The 16,142-nt window shown below is 63.5% G+C and carries 11 protein-coding genes; 6 read left to right on the top strand and 5 right to left on the bottom strand.

Annotated features, from left to right (window positions below):
• Positions 1-168 precede the first annotated feature (168 nt).
• Positions 169-1,344: a geranylgeranyl reductase family protein gene (locus V8G57_RS19330; RefSeq protein ID WP_342830734.1), complete on the top strand. Its 1,176-nt coding sequence runs from the start codon at positions 169-171 to the stop codon at positions 1,342-1,344.
• Between the two features lie 68 nt (positions 1,345-1,412).
• Positions 1,413-2,003, top strand: a complete 591-nt coding sequence (locus tag V8G57_RS19325; RefSeq protein ID WP_342830733.1) for a DUF4399 domain-containing protein — start codon at positions 1,413-1,415, stop codon at positions 2,001-2,003.
• 3 nt (positions 2,004-2,006) lie between these two features.
• Here the strand turns inward: V8G57_RS19325 and V8G57_RS19320 are convergent, their stop codons facing one another.
• Positions 2,007-2,546 (bottom strand): methylated-DNA--[protein]-cysteine S-methyltransferase, encoded by a 540-nt coding sequence (locus V8G57_RS19320; RefSeq protein ID WP_092400000.1) that lies wholly within the window; start codon positions 2,544-2,546, stop codon positions 2,007-2,009.
• Between the two features lie 230 nt (positions 2,547-2,776).
• Here V8G57_RS19320 and V8G57_RS19315 point away from each other — a divergent pair, with 230 nt between their 5' ends.
• Together V8G57_RS19315 and V8G57_RS19310 are read left to right on the top strand one after the other, a co-directional pair.
• Positions 2,777-3,235 carry a (2Fe-2S)-binding protein gene (locus V8G57_RS19315; protein WP_342830732.1) on the top strand — a complete coding sequence of 153 codons (459 nt, stop codon included), beginning with the start codon at positions 2,777-2,779 and terminating at the stop codon, positions 3,233-3,235.
• A 10-nt stretch (positions 3,236-3,245) separates the two neighbouring features.
• Complete coding sequence (locus tag V8G57_RS19310) at positions 3,246-5,444, top strand: xanthine dehydrogenase family protein molybdopterin-binding subunit (protein ID WP_342830731.1); 2,199 nt, start codon at positions 3,246-3,248, stop codon at positions 5,442-5,444.
• A gap of 87 nt (positions 5,445-5,531) precedes the next feature.
• On the opposite strand, the gene V8G57_RS19305 is transcribed toward V8G57_RS19310, so the two are convergent.
• The 4 genes from V8G57_RS19305 to V8G57_RS19290 form a co-directional block, all read right to left on the bottom strand.
• On the bottom strand, positions 5,532-6,563 hold the full coding sequence (locus V8G57_RS19305; protein WP_342830729.1) for a Glu/Leu/Phe/Val family dehydrogenase: 1,032 nt from the start codon (positions 6,561-6,563) through the stop codon (positions 5,532-5,534).
• 263 nt (positions 6,564-6,826) lie between these two features.
• Entirely contained in the window at positions 6,827-8,098 is a 1,272-nt protein-coding gene (locus tag V8G57_RS19300; RefSeq protein WP_342830728.1) for a DEAD/DEAH box helicase, read from the bottom strand.
• Positions 8,099-8,286: 188 nt separating this feature from the next.
• On the bottom strand, positions 8,287-10,770 hold the full coding sequence (locus V8G57_RS19295; RefSeq protein ID WP_342830727.1) for a DEAD/DEAH box helicase: 2,484 nt from the start codon (positions 10,768-10,770) through the stop codon (positions 8,287-8,289).
• Positions 10,767-11,537: a hypothetical protein gene (locus V8G57_RS19290; protein WP_342830726.1), complete on the bottom strand. Its 771-nt coding sequence runs from the start codon at positions 11,535-11,537 to the stop codon at positions 10,767-10,769. Before V8G57_RS19290 ends, V8G57_RS19295 begins: the two co-directional genes overlap by 4 nt.
• A 207-nt stretch (positions 11,538-11,744) precedes the next feature.
• On the opposite strand from V8G57_RS19290, the gene V8G57_RS19285 reads away from it, so the two are divergent.
• Positions 11,745-13,895, top strand: a complete 2,151-nt coding sequence (locus V8G57_RS19285; protein WP_342830725.1) for a S9 family peptidase — start codon at positions 11,745-11,747, stop codon at positions 13,893-13,895.
• Between the two features lie 92 nt (positions 13,896-13,987).
• A complete protein-coding gene (locus V8G57_RS19280) occupies positions 13,988-16,132 on the top strand; it encodes a prolyl oligopeptidase family serine peptidase (RefSeq protein WP_342830724.1) in 2,145 nt (714 codons plus the stop codon).
• Positions 16,133-16,142: the final 10 nt, after the last annotated feature.

Below are 16,142 nucleotides of genomic sequence, written 5' to 3'. Positions count from 1 at the left end.
GCTGGCAGTTCCGCCGGACAACAGGGGTTGCCAAGGCCGGCCATTGATCCAGAGACGAGGCGCTGCTGATGAAAACGTCAAGAAGTCGAGCTGTGCATCAAGTTGTAACCCAAGCTGTAATGCATTCCCCGGAATACGCCGGCTTGCATGGCCCGGTGCGGCGCCGCCATGTCTTTTGACGACACCGTGGCCGACGTGCTGGTCGTCGGCGCCGGGCCGGCCGGCTCGCATCTGGCTTACCTGCTGGCAGGGCAGGGCTTGCAGGTGACCCTCATCGACAAGCAGGCTTTCCCGCGCGCCAAGGTATGCGGCGGCGGCCTGTCGCGCAAGACCATGGACCTGCTTGGTTTCGACCTGGGACCGGTGATGCACCGGGCGATAGGCGGCGCCATCCTCAATTACCGCAACCGCGACGCCATCCTCAAGGAAGTGCAGCCGATGGCGGCTTGCACCGTGGTGCGCAGCGAATTCGACCAGTTGCTGCTTGACCGGGCTTGCGCCAGAGGCGTGCGGTTCCTGGCCGAAACCGGGTTTGTCGATGCCACCGAGACGGCCGACGCCGTCAGCGTCGCCACCAGCCGCGGCGTCTTGCGCTGCCGCCTGCTGCTGGCCGCCGACGGCGCCGCCAGCGCGGTGCGCAACAAGCTGTTCGGCAAGGACCTGGTGGCTTACGTGCCGGCCATGGAAGCCATGCTGTGGCCGGCGCCAGGCATGCTGGAGCGTTTCGGCGACCGCGCCCTGTTCGATTTCGACGGCATGCCGCGCGGCTACGGCTGGATTTTCCCCAAGCGCGATCATTTTAATGTCGGTGTGTACTCACCTTTCGGCGGTGCTGCATTGCGCCAGCACCTGGACCGTTTCATCGCGGCCTACGCCAGCTTGCGGCAGCCGTCGCGGCTTGAATGCCAGGGTTACGTCATCCCGCTGCAAAACCGCCGCCAGCTATACCAGCGCGGCCGGGTCTGGCTGCTGGGAGATGCGGCCGGCCTGGCCGAAGCCTTGTTCGGCGAAGGCATTTATTTTGCGCTGAAGAGCGCCACCATCGCCGCCAAGGCGATTGCCGCCGACGGCTTGCGCGCCGAGTCGGCGCTATACAGCCGCCTGCTGCGGCGCGAACTGCTGCCCGAACTGCGCGCCGCCGCCTGGATGGCGCGCCTGATCTACCGCTTTCCGAAACTGGCTTTTTCACATCTCGTGCTCAACCAGCAGATCAACCACGACTTTGCGGGCCTGATCAGCGGCCAGGTGGGTTACCGCGATTGCCTGCTGAAGACCGCGCTCGGTTTTCCGCGCTGGCTGCTGCCGAGCAAGGCGCCGGACAGCGCCGCCGACAATGTCTGTTAAGCAAATTGAGCTGGCTGTTGCATCGATGTTTCAAGCATTTCCCAAAAACCGCTTTTATGGATAATCCAATGGTCGCGAATTTCAGGCAATTCACTTTAAAAAAATCCAAGGCGCTGGTCGTCGACCGGCTGCCGGCGCTGCTGGCCGTGCCGCTGCTGCTGGGGGCCGCCCTGGCCTGCGGCCATGCCCTGGCTGCCGCCAAAGACAAAGGGGCGGACAAGCACGTCGATACCGATTCCATCATCAGCACCATCAGCGCTTCGGAACGTACGCGGCCGTTCCCGGTCGGCGAAAAGCTGGCTTATTTTGTCAATATCAAGGATGGCGACCAGGTCCGTTCGCCGTTCCGGGTCGCTTTTGCGGTGACCGGCATGGGCGTTGCCCCGGTCGCTGCCGGCGATATCCACGACACCGGCCATCATCACATCCTGATCGACATGCCGATGCCGGCCGACATCAAGGCGCCGATCCCGTTCGACAAGCAGAATGAATACCAGCACCAGCATTACAAGCATTTCGGCAACGGCGAAACCGAAACCCTGCTCGACCTGCCGGCCGGCAAACATACGCTGCGCCTGCTGTTCGCTGACCATAACCACGTGCCTTACTATATTTCCAGCAAGGAGATTTCAGTAGTGGTGCTGGACAAGCCGCATTAGGCGCTAGAAACCTGGCAAGCGCAGGGTTTCGGGATCGCCTGCTTCGGCGCGTTCATGGCCGAGCAGCCAGGCCTTGCGCTCCAGCCCGCCGGCAAAACCTGTCAGCTTGCCGTCGGCGCCTACCACGCGGTGGCAGGGCACGATGATGGCGATCGGGTTGGTGGCGTTGGCGCTGCCTACCGCACGGGCGGCGCCGTTGTGCTCGCCCAGCTGCAGGGCGAGTTTGCCGTAGGTGGTCATCCGGGCCGGGGGAATCTGGCGCAGCGCCGCCCATACGCGGTGCTGGAAATCGGTGCCGTTGGTGGCGACCTCGATATCTTTCAGCGCATCCAGCTCGCCTGCGAAATACCGCTGCAGCGCCGGTTCCGCGCAGGATGGTTCAGTGGCGGGCTGCAAGTCGTAGTGGCCGTAGTGGGTCGCCAGCAGGCTGCGCATGCGCGGTTCATAATCTTCAAAATCCAGCGCGCGCACGCGGTCCTGGCTATCGGTAACCAGCAGGATGACGCCGATGGGCGAAGCGATCCGGTGCAGGAATAATTTCATGGTGATAATCTCGTCAGATAACAGGGTGTAGTTTATCGGCAGCCGCCGTTCCGTGCATCCCGCTGCTTGCTTTTAAATTCGGTAAATATCAGTGTAATGGCGAAGCCGTCTTTGTTTTTCGTGTTTCGCTGCCTATAGTGGTGAAACAGCCATATCGCTGCATGGCAACTGATGGGCTGTTACTGTCCGCTAGCGTAGGAATCCGCCTCAACCTCTTGGGAGAAATCGCAATGATCAGTCTTCAGGTGAATGGCCTTACGGTGGAAGTCGATGTTGCCGAGGATACCCCCTTGCTGTGGGTGCTGCGCGAAAACCTCAAGCTGACCGGCAGCAAGTTCGGCTGCGGCATCGCTGCCTGCGGCGCCTGCACCGTGCATGTCGGCGGCAATGCGGTGCGTTCTTGTTCCTATCCTGTTTCCGCGGTCGGCCAGCAGCCGGTGACCACCATAGAAGCGGTCGCCGCCGATCCGGTCGGCAAGGCGGTGCAGGTGGCCTGGATCAAGCACGATGTGCCGCAATGCGGCTACTGCCAGAGCGGACAGGTGATGACCGCGGTCGATTTCCTCAAGAAGAAGCGCCATCCGAGCGAGGCTGACGTGGTGGCCGCCATGGGCGGCAACCTGTGCCGCTGCGGCGCCTACCAGCGCATCAAGGCGGCGGTGCTGGACGCTTCCAAATCCTTGGCGTAAGGAGTCCATCATGTCCCCAGAATCCCTCGTGGCGAATCCGCTGCCGCTGAAACAATCGCGCCGCAAATTCCTGAAAGCATCAGCCGCCGGCGGCGCCGGCCTGGTGCTCGGTTTCTTTATTCCGGGCTTGGGCCGTATCGCCGAGGCCCAGGTGCCAGCGCCCAAGGTTTACCAGCCGAACGCTTTCTTGCGGGTCGGCGCCGACAATAGCGTGGTGGTGCAGGTATCCAAGGTTGACATCGGCCAGGGCACCTTGACCGCGCTGCCGATGCTGCTGGCGGAGGAGCTCGATTGCGACTGGGCCAATGTGCGGGCCGAACTGGCGAAGGGCGAAGACGTGTACCGCGACCCGGCGTTCGGCATGCAGATGGTGGGCGGCTCTACCAGCGTCGCCCATAGTTTCCAGCAATACCGCGAAGTCGGCGCCCGTGCGCGCAGCATGCTGGTGGCGGCGGCCGCCAGCGAGTGGAAGGTCGATCCGGCCAGCTGCAAGACCGCCAAGGGCGTCATCACCGGCCCGCGCGGCCAGCGCCTGAGCTACGGTTCGGTGGCCAACGCGGCGATGCAGCTGCCGGTGCCGGACAAGGTGCAGCTGAAGGACCCAAAGCAGTTCACCATCATCGGCAAGGCGACGCCGCGGCTGGATACGGCCGCCAAATCCAGCGGCCAGCAGAAATTCGGCATCGATGTCGACCTGCCTGGCATGAAAGTGGCGATGCTGGCCAGGGCCGTGCCGTGGGGCGCCAAGATCGGCAAGCTCGACGACAGCGCCGCCAAGGCGATTCCCGGGGTGCGCAAGATCTTCACGATTCCCGGCATCCGCGGCGGCCAGAGCGTGGTGGTGGTGGCGGACGGCTACTGGATCGCCAAGAAGGCGCGCGATGCGCTGAAGATCGAGTGGGACGTGACCGGCGTCGAGCAGCCCAGTTCGGAACAGCTGTTCGCCAGCTACCGGGAAGCGGTGATGAAACCCGGCACGCCGGCAGCCAAGGCCGATGTGTCGGCGCTGGCGGGCTCGCCCAAGATCATCGATGCTATCTTCGAGTTTCCCTATCTGGCGCACACGCCGATGGAGCCGCTCAACATGACGCTGCATTTCACCGGCGACGCCTGTACGGTGTGGGCCGGTTCGCAGTTCCAGTCGATGGACCGGCAGGCGATCGCCAAGGTGCTGGGCCTGGCGGTGGCCAAGGTCGAATTCAATACGATGATGTCGGGCGGCGCGTTTGGCCGGCGCGCCTTGCCGGAATCGGAGAATGCGGTGGAGGCGGCGTATGTGGCCAAGGTCATGCGCGGCACGCCGGTCAAGATCATGTATGCGCGCGAGGACGATATCAGGAGCGGCTATTTCCGGCCGATGCATGTGCACCGGGTCCGCGTCGGCTACGACGCGCATGGCAAGATCGCGGCCTGGGAGCACGTGATCGCCGGCCAGTCGATCCTGCTCGGCAGCCCGTTTGAATCGTTCCTGGTCAAGGACGGCGTCGACGGCACCATGACCGAGGGCGTGCTGGAATCGCACTATGCGATCCCGAACCTGGCGCTGTCGGTGCACAACATGAAGGTCAATGTGCCGGTGCTGTGGTACCGCTCGGTGGGCCATAGCCACAACGCGTTCGTGATGGAAACGCTGGTCGACGAGATCGCCCGTTCGGTCGGCCGCGATCCGGTCGAGTACCGGGCCAGCCTGTTCGACAAGTCGGCCAAGCGCAGCAAGCAGGCGCTGGAGCTGGCGGTGGCCCGCTCCGGCTACGGCAAGCGCAAGCTGCCGGCCGGCCAGGCCTGGGGCGTCGCCGTGCACCACGGCTTCAATACTTCGATTGCGTATGTGGTGGAAGTGTCGCTGAAAGACGGCAAGCCGCAAGTGCATCGGGTGACCGCCGGCGTGCATTGCAACATGGCGATCAATCCGCGCACCATCGAAGCGCAGGTCCAGGGCGGCGTGGTGTTCGGCATCTCGACCACCTTGCCTGGCAATGAAATCACCTTGAAGAACGGCGTGGTGCAGCAATCCAATTTTTCCGATTACACGCCGGCCTACATGGGCAGCTGCCCGCAGGTCGATGTCTACGTGGTGCCCAGCGCCGACGCGCCGACCGGAGTCGGCGAGCCGCCGGTGCCGCCGATTGCGCCGGCCATCGCCAACGCCGTTGCTGCCTTGACCGGGAAGCGTTTGCGCAAGCTGCCGTTTACGGTCATCACGACCTGACTGGCATGTAAAAATGGCGCCGGAAGGCGCCATGATGAGACAGATGGGCAGGCAGGTTGCGCCTGCCCCGCATGTCAGGATTTTCTCTTAATGCTTGAAGCGTGCTTCAGCCAGCTTGTCCGCCACCACGCTGGTAGGCAGGCTTTCGGCGTCGGCGCGTTTGAAGATTTCGGCCAGGGTCACGCCGATTTCGCGCACGTGGGCTTCGACGTCGGCTTCCGGCTTGTCGTAGTACTCGTAGCACACCTTGATGATGCCGCCGGCGTTGATCACGAAATCCGGTACGTACAATATTTCCTTGCGGCGCAGCAGCTCGCCCACTTCGGCCGTGGCCAGCTGGTTGTTGGCGGCGCCGGCGACGATCTTGGCTTTCAGGCGCGACAGCGTGGCCGGGTTGAGGGTGGCGCCCAGTGCGCACGGTGCGTAGATGTCGGCCTGCACGTCATAGATGGCGTCGGTTGCGACGACTTCGGCGCCGAATTCAACGCGTGCGCGTTCCAGCGCCGCCTGGTCGATATCGGTGACGACCAGCTTGGCGCCGGCAGCATGCAGGCGGCGCGCGTAGTCGTAGCCGACGTTGCCCAGGCCTTGCACGGCAACCGTCAGGCCTTCCAGCGAATCGCGTCCCAGGTAGTGCTTGACCGCGGCTTGCGCGCCGACGAAACAGCCGAGCGCGGTGAACGGCGAAGGATCGCCGCTGGCGCCGAGGCCGGCGACGTATTTGGTCTTGGCGGCGATGTGCGCCATGTCGGCCGGGCTGGTGCCGACGTCTTCCGCCGTGATGTAGCGGCCGCCCAGGCGTTCCAGGGCTTCGCCCATGGCTTCGAACAGGGCAGGGGTCTTGGCGGCCTTCGGATTGCCGATGATCACGCTCTTGCCGCCGCCGATAGGCAGGCCGGCTACTGCATTCTTGTAGGTCATGCCGCGCGACAGGCGCAGCACATCGTTGACGGCGACAGCTTCGCTGGCGTAGTCCCACATGCGGCAACCGCCCATGGCCGGGCCAAGGTTGGTGTTGTGGACAGCGATGATGCCTCTGAGGCCGGATTTTTCTTCTGCGACGAAGACCACTTGCTCGTGGTTGTCGAAATTCAATTCATTAAAAATGAAGGTGCTCATGCTTTTGGCTCCGTGCGGATAACATTCGCCGTCCGGGTAGGGCGGGTGATGGTTTTCCGGTGTTCTAGGGTTAAGGACAGTAATTCGCATGTCTGCGGCGGGTTGTTGCCGGCAAACGGTATGGCCGTGATTGTGTCACGCAGGCGAGAGTGTAATTTATCGCTATGTGAAACTCAATCGGGTTCGGAGTTTTGTGCGGAAATTGTATTATTGTTAACTTTCCGGGTTGCCATGAATAACCAGGGCATGCCGGCGCGCCGCCGTCAATTATCCGGTTCGCCGCGCGCTGCCGCTTCACGCAGCTTGTCTTTCTTGCTCTTGCGTTTGCCTTTGACGCCGCCGTTGGAGTTGTCGGCGGGAGGTGCGGCGCCCGCGGCGTTTGCCGGAGCCGCCGTGGCGACAGGTTCAAAACCGGGAATCTGCTCGCGTTCGCATTTCAGTTGATGGCGTTTTTCTATGAGACGGAAATGGGCTTCCGTATCGGCGCTGACGAAGCTGATGGCGATGCCGCTCTTGCCGGCGCGGCCGGTGCGGCCGATGCGGTGCGTGTAGTCGACCGCCGAGCGCGGCAAATCGTAGTTCAGGACCACCGGCAGCTGCGCGATATCGATGCCGCGCGCGGCGACATCGGTGGCAACCAGCACCTGCAGCTTGCTGGCCTTGAAATCGGCCAGCACTTCGTCGCGCGCGCCCTGGCTGAATTCGCCGTGGAAGGCGCCGGCCTTGATGCCGGCGCGGTGCAGCTTGTCCGCAATATGTTCCGCTGCGTATTTGGTGGCGACGAACACCAGCACCCGGCCCCACTTGTTTTCTTTCAGCAGGTGCCGCAGCAATTGCGTGCGGCGGCCGGCGTCGACCATGATTGCGCGCTGTTCGATATCCGGCTGGTTCTGCTCCAGCGCCGGGATGGCGATGCGCACCGGCTGATGCAGCATCCTGGCGGCCAGCGCATGTACCGCGGGCGGGAACGTCGCCGAGAAAAACAGGTTCTGGCGCCGGCGCGGCAACAGCGCCAGGATGCGGCCGATCTCGTCGGCAAATCCCATGTCGAGCAAGCGGTCGGCTTCGTCCAGCACCAGCGACGACACCGCCGCGATGCTGAGGGCGTTGTGCTCGATCAGGTCGAGCAGGCGGCCGGGAGTCGCCACCACGATGTCGGCGCCGCCGCGCAGGTCCATCATTTGCGGATTGATCGAAACGCCGCCGAACAGCGCCGCGATCTTCAGCGCTTGCTGGCCGGCTGGCGCCAGCAACCGCATGGCTTCGGCGGTCTGCTGCGCCAGTTCGCGGGTGGGCACCAAAACCAGCACCCGCAGCCGGCGCGGCTTTTCGCCGGGACTGTCTTGCAACAGCTGCAGCAGCGGCAGCGCAAACGCCGCAGTCTTGCCGGAGCCGGTCTGCGCCGCCGCCAAAACATCGCCGCCGCCCAATATCGCCGGAATGGCGGCGACCTGGACCGGAGTCGGCGCAGCATACCCGTGCTCGGCAACGGCTAGCAAAATGGCAGGGGACAAGCCCAGGGAAGAAAATGACATGGCAACAGGCCGTAAAGCGTATAGGGACGCCATCTTACCATTTACCCCAAACCGACAATCCGCAGCATTTAATTAGGGTCAGAGTTGAATTGTTGACCGGTCAACAATTCAACTCTGACCCTAATTAATCCTGAAATAATTCGACTCTGACCCTAATTAATTGGTGGTGACGTGTGTATGTGCTGGTTTCAGGCTAGAGGGGCCAGTAGTAGCTGCAGATCTTCGCTGCTGAACTTGGTTGCGAGTGCGGCGTCGCTGCCTAGTACGCCTTCCGCCAGCGCCGCCTTGCGGGCTTGCAGGTCGATAATGCGTTCTTCTATGCTGCCTTCGACCACGATTTTATAGACAAACACGGTCTGTTCCTGGCCGATGCGGTGGGCGCGGGCGGTTGCTTGTTCTTGCACTGCGGGGTTCCACCATGGGTCGACGTGGATCACGGTGTCGGCGGCGGTGAGGTTGAGGCCGACGCCGCCGGCCTTGAGGCTGACCAGCAGCAAGGGTACGGTTTTGTTTTGGAATTCGGCCACCAGCGCGCCGCGTTTGGCCGGCGGCGTCTTGCCGGTGAGGGCCAGCCAGGGCAGCTGCATGGCATCGAGTTCGGCGGCGATCAGGTCCAGCATTTCAGTGAATTGGGAAAACACCAGGATGCGTCGGCCTTCGGCCACCAGGGCCGGCAGCATGTCGCGCAGTAGCTCCAGCTTGGCGCGCTCGATGCCGGGCGGGTGTTCCATGCCTTTCAGCAGGAATGGATCGCAGCACACCTGCCTGAGCTTGAGCAAGGCATCGAGGATCGTGATCTGGCCGCCGCTGAAGCCTTTACGCTTGAGCACGCGGCGCACCTGCTCATCCGCGGCCAGCCGGACGCTTTCGTACAGGTCGCGCTGCTGTCCCTGCAGCTGGACCAGCTTGAGCGTCTCGCTGCGCGGCGGCAGTTCGCTCGCCACTTCGTCCTTGCGCCGCCTGAGGATAAAAGGCCTGACCCGCTGCGCCAGCAGCTGCGCGCGCAGGGTCTGGCCGCCGATCTCGATCGGCTTGCGCCACAGGCGCGTGAAACTGCGCATGTCGCCGAGGAAACCGGGCATCAGGAAATCGAATTGGGTCCACAGTTCGCCCAGGTGGTTTTCCAGCGGCGTGCCGGTGATGCACAAGCGATGCCGCGCGCGCAGGCGCCGCACCGCGCCGGCGCTGCGGGCGGTGGCGTTCTTCACGGTCTGCGCTTCGTCCAGGATCAGCATGTGGAAGGGCTGGGCTTCCAGCGCCGCGCGGTCGCGCCACAGCAGCGGGTAGGTGGTGAGCACCAGGTCGTATCCGGCCATGTGCGAGAAATCCCGATGGCGCTCCGGTCCTTGCAGGGCGAGCACGCGCAAGCCGGGCGCCATGCGCCGGGCTTCGGCCTGCCAGTTGAACACCAGCGAAGTCGGCAGCACTGCCAGCGCCGGCAGGTCAAGGCGGCCCGCCTGCTTTTCGATCAGCAAGTGCGCCAGGGCCTGCGCGGTCTTGCCCAGGCCCATGTCGTCCGCCAGGATGCCGGCCAGGCGATGCTCGCGCAGATACTGCAGCCAGGCGACGCCGTGCAATTGATAGGGCCGCAAGGTAACGCCGAGTCCGGCCGGCGCCGCCACCGCTTGCGGCGTGCCGGCGCCTTGCAGCCGTTGCGCCAGCGCGCGCAGGCCGGCGTCGCCTTGCAGTTGCCAGGCGCCATGGACGCCGGCGCGCTGGCGCTGCGTATCCAGCAGGCTCAGGCGCATCGTTTCAAGCCGGTAGGCATCCCAGGAAGAGAGCTGCAGCGGCCCCTCCTTGCGCAAGGGATCGGTCAGCAATTCCAGCATGTTGCCGACGATCGCCTTGAGCGGCGCCGCCAGCGCTTCGATCCGTTTGCCGCCGGGCGCCCGCAGCATGATCAGGGCGTGGTCGTCGATCAAGGCGATCTGCCTGGTGTCCAGCCAGCGGGCGTCGCGTTGCAGCAGGTACGCCAGCAGCGGCACCAGGTCCACCAGTTCGCCGTCGATTTCGATGCCCAGGGTCAGCAGCCAGGAGCCTTCGCCGGCGGGCAGGCCGAGCGCAGTCACCGCCTGTTCGCGGCCGCGCATGCGCGCTGCGACCTGCTTGCCCAGCAGTTCACCGGTCGCCGGGTTGACGATCAGGCGCCAGGCATCCACCGGCACGCTCTCATGCGCAAAACCGGGGCGCACCACGATCGCCCAGCCTTTGGCCTGCAAGGCGGGCAACTGTTCGGCCCAGAAATCGCCGAAGAAATCTTCCTGCACCAAGGTCCAGAGCGAAGCCAGGGAGGACTCCGCTTCCTGTGCGGCGGCATCGGTGCGCCATTGCAAGGTATCGCTGGGCAGCGGATACAGGCCCAGCTCCCACACCAGGTCCAGCGCATCGGCTTCGGCGCCCAGGTCGCGCAGCAACAGGCGCTGGCCGTGTTCGTTTTCCACCGTTTGCGAGGATGCCGGGCGGCGGTTCAGCAAAGCGGTCGGCGCCGCAGTCTCCCATTGCAAGCCGTCATCGGTGACATAAGTCCAGCTGATCTGCGCCACCGTCACGTTGGGACCGCGCGGGCCGAACGGACCGGAAGGCCGCATGCCGAGCAGGCCGTCGCCGCGGCCCAGGGTCTGCAGCGTCAGGCGCGGCCGGAAACGGCCGACGGAGCTTGCCGCTGGATTCATCGCGGCGAAAAGTGCACAGCGATCTTGCCCAGTGCGCCATATTGGATAACCAGGTCCTGCGCCACGGGCAGGCCGAAACTGCCGGCATAGGAGCCGGTGATGACGGCTTGTCCGGCTTGCAGCCCCTGTCCCCGGCCGCGCAGGAATTCGGCCAGCCAGTACAGCGGCGCGCGCGGGTCGGCGGCCGGGTGGCGGCCGTCCAGCCGGATTGTTTCGCCGGCACCGGTGTCGATATCGATCGCCAGCACGGCCGCACTGCACGCGTGTTCGGCATCCACCTGCGGGCCGAGGTACAAGCCCTGGTTGAGCAATCCGTCCGCCAGGTTTTCAAGAAACCCCGCTTCATCTGGATCGCTGTAGCGGCTGTCTATCAGTTCGAGCGCGAGGCAGGTGCGCACGATGGCGGCATCGATCTCCGCTGCGGAATAAGGCAACGGGCGCGGCGGCAAATCGCGGCCGAGGATGAAAGCCAGTTCCGGCTCGACCCGTACCTGGCCGCCGCGCACCCATGCCGTGCACAGTCCGCCGTTAAAGACGGTGTCGCCATAGATCGGCGCCGCCACCGGCTGCCCTTCGACCGGCATGCCGCATTTCCAGGCAGTTATCGCGGCGCCAGCCTGGGCGCTGACCAGCGCCTGTATCGCCAGCGCTGCCTCGGCATCCTGCGGCCGCATCGGCTGCGGCAGGCGCGCTCCCTGGGCGCCGGTTTTGCGGCGCGTCGCCAGGATGGCGGCGGCGTCGGACAAGGCTTGCGGGGTTTGGGGCATGGCGGCTTTCAAATTGGCGGGTGCGGGCAGTTGCAGCAGTCTGCCCGATATTCTAGCCGCGAACGGCAATGGCCGAGAGCCAGCATATTGTGTTTCCGCCGGATTACAGGTAACTTAGCGGATTGCAACAGAGTTGCATGTTGAGGATTGCCCCTACCCCGGGCAAATCCAGGCGCACTGTCTATCCATACAAGGGATCTGTACTATATGTCTTTTCTTCCGCAACGCACCCATACCCTGGGCGCATTTTTCCTGGCTCTGATGACCTCTGCTTCCACACTCGCCGTATCCCCTCCGACACCGCCGGTCGCCGCCAGGCAAGCCTGGCAGGAAACCCGCCACGGAGAAACCGTCACCGACGACTATCACTGGCTGCGTGAAAAAACCAATCCCAAGGTGATCGCCTACCTGAAGGCAGAGAATGCCTACACCCAGGCCATGACCAAGGACCTGGCACCGCTCACGAAAAAACTCTACGGCGAAATCAAGGGCCGCATGAAGGAAACCGACTTGTCGGTGCCGACCCGGCGCGGCAATTATTACTATTACAGCCGCACCGAAGCCGGCCAGCAATACCCCATCATTTGCCGCCGCCTGGCCAAGGCCGATGCCGGTTTCGCCTATGACGCCGGGGCCGCGGAAGAAATCCTGCTGGATGAAAACCTGCTCGCCAAAGGCAAGAAATTTTTCGAGGTAGAGAGTTTTTCAGTCAGTCCCGACGACCGTTACCTGGCCTATTCCACCGACACCGTCGGCTATCGCCAGTACCAGCTGCATGTCAAGGATTTGAGCACAGGCAAGCTGCTTGGCGATACGGTGGAGCGCGTGACTACCCTGGCCTGGGCGGCGGATAGCCAGACCTTGTTCCTGGTGCAGGAAGACGCCACCACCAAGCGTTCCGACCTGCTGCTGCGCCTCAAGCTGGGCGGCAAGCCGGTAGAGGTATACCGTGAAGCGGTGGAGCAGTTCAACCTTGGCGTCGGCAACAGCGGTGACCGCAAATTCATCGAGCTCGAAGCGCAAAGCACCGACACCACCGAAGTCAGCCTGCTGCCGGCGGACCAGCCGCAGGGCAGTTTCCGTTCAGTGCTGGGACGTGAAACCGGCCATCGCTACCATGTCGATCACCGCGACGGCGAGCTGTTCATCATGACCAACAAGGACGCCAAGAATTTCCGCCTGGTGACGGCGCCGCTGGCGACTCCCGGGCCGGAGCACTGGACAGAACTGGTGGCGCACGATCCCGACGTGCTGCTGGAATCCTTCGAGCTGTTCCGCGATTTCCTGGTGGTCAGCGAAAAATCGGATGCGCAAGAACGTTCCCGCATCTACAATTTTACCGACCACAGCTGGAAGACCGTGCAGTTCGACGAAGCGGTGTACACCTCGCACGCCGGCGGCACGCCGGAATTCACTTCAAGCCAATATCGCCTGATGTACGAGTCGCCGGTGACGCCGTCGACGGTGTTCGACGTCGACATGGCAAGCGGCCAGCGCAAGCTGCTGAAGCAGCAGGAAGTGCCCGGCTACGATCCGGCCCTGTATGAAACCAAACGCCTGTGGGCCACCGCGCGCGACGGCGTCAAGGTGCCGCTCTGGACCGTCGCCAAAAAGGGCATCAAGCTGGACGGTTCGGCGCCATTGCTGCTGTACGCCTACGGCTCCTACGGCATCCCGGCCGAAGCCACCTTCTCCAACAGCCGCGTCAGCCTGCTCGATCGCGGCGTGGTGTTTGCCGAAGCGCATATCCGCGGCGGCAACGACATGGGCGAGCACTGGCACGACGACGGCATGCTGATGCACAAGAAAAACACCTTCTACGATTTCATCGACAGCGCCGAATACCTGGTCAAGCAGGGCTGGACCAGCCCGCAGCGCCTGGTCATCGAAGGCGGCAGCGCCGGCGGCCTGCTGATGGGCGCGGTCGCCAACCTGCGCCCCGACCTGTTCCACGCCGTGCATGCGGCAGTGCCGTTCGTCGACGTGATGAACAGCATGATGGACGCCAGCCTGCCGCTGACCACGGGCGAATACCTGGAGTGGGGCAATCCTAACGAAAAGCCTGCCTACGACTACATGCGCAGCTATTCACCCTACGACAATATCGAACGCAAGGCCTATCCGTCGATGCTGGTCACCACCGGCCTCAACGACAGCCAGGTGATGTACTGGGAGCCGGCGAAATATGTCGCCAAGCTGCGCGCGCTGAAAACCGGCCACAATCCCCTGCTGCTCAAAGTGAACATGGGAGCCGGCCACGGCGGCGCTTCCGGCCGCTACGACGCGATCAAGGAACGCGCGTTTGAAATGGCGTGGATGCTGTCGCAATGGGGTTTGCTGCAGCCGGGCAAACGCTAGGCTGCACCTCGCAAAGATCATTCAAGTCATTTAATTTACCAAGGATTGTCATGCAATTTTTGAACACACCATCGCGGCTGTTTGCAGTTACTGTGGCCACAGCAGTTGCAACACTCGTCACGGCCTTGCCTGCCCACGCAGCCAGCGTCGCCCCGGTGCAGGACGTCAGCGACGTCTTGCACGGCGTCACGGTCAAAGATCCATACCGCTATTTCGAGAATGTGAAGGATCCCAAGGTGCAGTCCTGGCTCAAGGAGCAGGGCGAATCGGCGCGCAAGGAACTGGACCGGATAGAACTGCGCAACCAGCTGGAACAGCGCATCGCCGATATTTCCGCCGCCACCGGCGACGACATCCGCGACATCACGCGCATGCCGGGCAACCAGGTGTATTACCTCAAGCGCGCCCGCGGCGAAAAACAGTTCAAGCTGGTGATGCGCGACAGCCTGCAAGGTCCCGAGCGCGTCCTGGTCGATCCTGAACTGGACGCCAAGCGCACCGGCGTGCCGCACGCCATCAATTATTTCGTGCCGGCCTGGGACGGCAGGCACGTAGCCTACGGCGTTTCCGCCGGCGGTTCGGAAGATGCCTCGCTATATATCCTCGATACGGCAAGCGGGAAAAATGTCGGTGAACCGATTCCACGCGTGCATGAAGCCCTGCTCGGCTGGCTGCCGGACAGCAAGTCGCTCACCTACAACCAGCTCAAGGCGCTCAAGCCGGGCGACCCGGATTCAGAGACCTACCTCGACAGCAAGGTGATGTGGCTCAAGGTCGGCGCGCCGGCCGCCGAAGCCAAGGCGGTGTTCGGCCCGACCGTTACTACCGACCTGGGCCTGGCCCGTCTCGATGTCGGCGCTATCCTCTTCAATCCGGGCAGCCGCTGGATGGTTGCGCGCACCACCGACACCACCTTGCCGGAAGGTTTCCTGTTCGTGGCCGATGTCGCCGACCTCGACAAGCCGGCCATCGCCTGGAAGAAAATTTCCAGCTTCGACGACAAGATCACCGATGCCGAACTGAAAGGCAACGACCTGTACCTGCTGACGCATGACCATGCGCCGCGCAACCGCGTGCTGAAACTCGACTTGCGCCATCCTGACCTGAAACTGGCGCGCGAAGTGGCCAGCGCGCCGCCAGACGCGGTGCTGGAAAAATTCTCGCTGACACGCGATGCGCTGATCGGCGAAGTGCGCGAGGGCACCTCGATCGTGCTGCGGCGCTATGCGGCCGGCGACACCAAGGGCCAGAACATCCCCTTGCCGTTCAAAGGTGCCGCCACCGTCCATAACGATCCGGCCCATGCCTACAGCGATGTGCTGTACACCTTGAACGGCTGGACCGAGCTGCCGCGCACCCTGCTGCTCAAGGGCAAGCTGTCGAGCGACCCCGGCCTGCGCGTGAATCCGCCCATGCCTGGCCTGCCCGAAGTGGAAGTGGTCGACGTCAAGGTGACTAGCCATGACGGCGCGCTGGTGCCGATGACCCTGCTGTACAAGAAGGGCCTGAAACGCGACGGCAGCAATCCGACCTTGCTGGACGGTTACGCCGCTTACGGTTTTTCCCAGACCGCCGGTTTCTCGCCTGCCCGCATGGCCTGGCTTGAGCGCGGCGGCGTGCTGGCATTCGCCAACGTGCGCGGCAGCGGCGTCTATGGCGATGACTGGTACCGGGCCGGCTTCAAGGCCACCAAGTCGAATACCTGGAAAGACGGCGTGGCTTGCGCCAAATACCTGATCGCCGAAGGTTACGCAACGCCCAAGACCCTGGGCGTGATGGGCACCAGCGCCGGCGGCATCTTCGTCGGCCGCACCGTGACTAGCGCGCCTGAGCTGTTTGCGGCAGCGATCTTCAATGTCGGCATCATGGACGCCGTGCGCGCCGAAGACAGCGCCAACGGCATCACCAACATTTCCGAATTCGGCAGCGCCAGGAACCCGAAGGAATTCCCGGCCTTGCTGGAGATGAGCACCTACCACAACATCAAGGACAACACCGCTTATCCCGCCGTCATGCTGGTGCACGGCATGAACGACCCGCGCGTCGACGTCTGGCACAGCGCCAAGACCGCGGCCCGCCTGCAGGCAGCCACCAGCAGCGGCAAGCCGGTCCTGTTGCGGCTCGACATGCAGGCCGGCCATGGCGTAGGCAGCACGGCTACCCAGCGTTATGCCTTGTCTGCCGATATCTACAGTTTCCTGCTGTGGCAAATGGGGAAGGCAAAGCAGGCGGATTAGGCAACCCGCA

The sequence above is a fragment of the Collimonas rhizosphaerae genome (assembly GCF_038896935.1).
Classification (GTDB): domain Bacteria; phylum Pseudomonadota; class Gammaproteobacteria; order Burkholderiales; family Burkholderiaceae_D; genus Collimonas; species Collimonas rhizosphaerae.
Note: the sequence above shows the minus strand (reverse complement) of the source record. Positions and strands in the feature narration are given on the sequence as shown.

Excerpts from the sequence above, each read along its gene's own strand:
- V8G57_RS19320 (WP_092400000.1), bottom strand. The coding sequence starts at position 2,546 with ATGAAATTATTCCTGCACCGGATCGCTTCGCCCATCGGCGTCATCCTG.
- V8G57_RS19330 (WP_342830734.1), top strand. The coding sequence starts at position 169 with ATGTCTTTTGACGACACCGTGGCCGACGTGCTGGTCGTCGGCGCCGGG.
- V8G57_RS19295 (WP_342830727.1), bottom strand. The coding sequence starts at position 10,770 with ATGAATCCAGCGGCAAGCTCCGTCGGCCGTTTCCGGCCGCGCCTGACG.
- V8G57_RS19310 (WP_342830731.1), top strand. The coding sequence starts at position 3,246 with ATGTCCCCAGAATCCCTCGTGGCGAATCCGCTGCCGCTGAAACAATCG.
- V8G57_RS19315 (WP_342830732.1), top strand. The coding sequence starts at position 2,777 with ATGATCAGTCTTCAGGTGAATGGCCTTACGGTGGAAGTCGATGTTGCC.
- V8G57_RS19300 (WP_342830728.1), bottom strand. The coding sequence starts at position 8,098 with ATGTCATTTTCTTCCCTGGGCTTGTCCCCTGCCATTTTGCTAGCCGTT.
- V8G57_RS19285 (WP_342830725.1), top strand. The coding sequence starts at position 11,745 with ATGTCTTTTCTTCCGCAACGCACCCATACCCTGGGCGCATTTTTCCTG.
- V8G57_RS19290 (WP_342830726.1), bottom strand. The coding sequence starts at position 11,537 with ATGCCCCAAACCCCGCAAGCCTTGTCCGACGCCGCCGCCATCCTGGCG.
- V8G57_RS19325 (WP_342830733.1), top strand. The coding sequence starts at position 1,413 with ATGGTCGCGAATTTCAGGCAATTCACTTTAAAAAAATCCAAGGCGCTG.
- V8G57_RS19305 (WP_342830729.1), bottom strand. The coding sequence starts at position 6,563 with ATGAGCACCTTCATTTTTAATGAATTGAATTTCGACAACCACGAGCAA.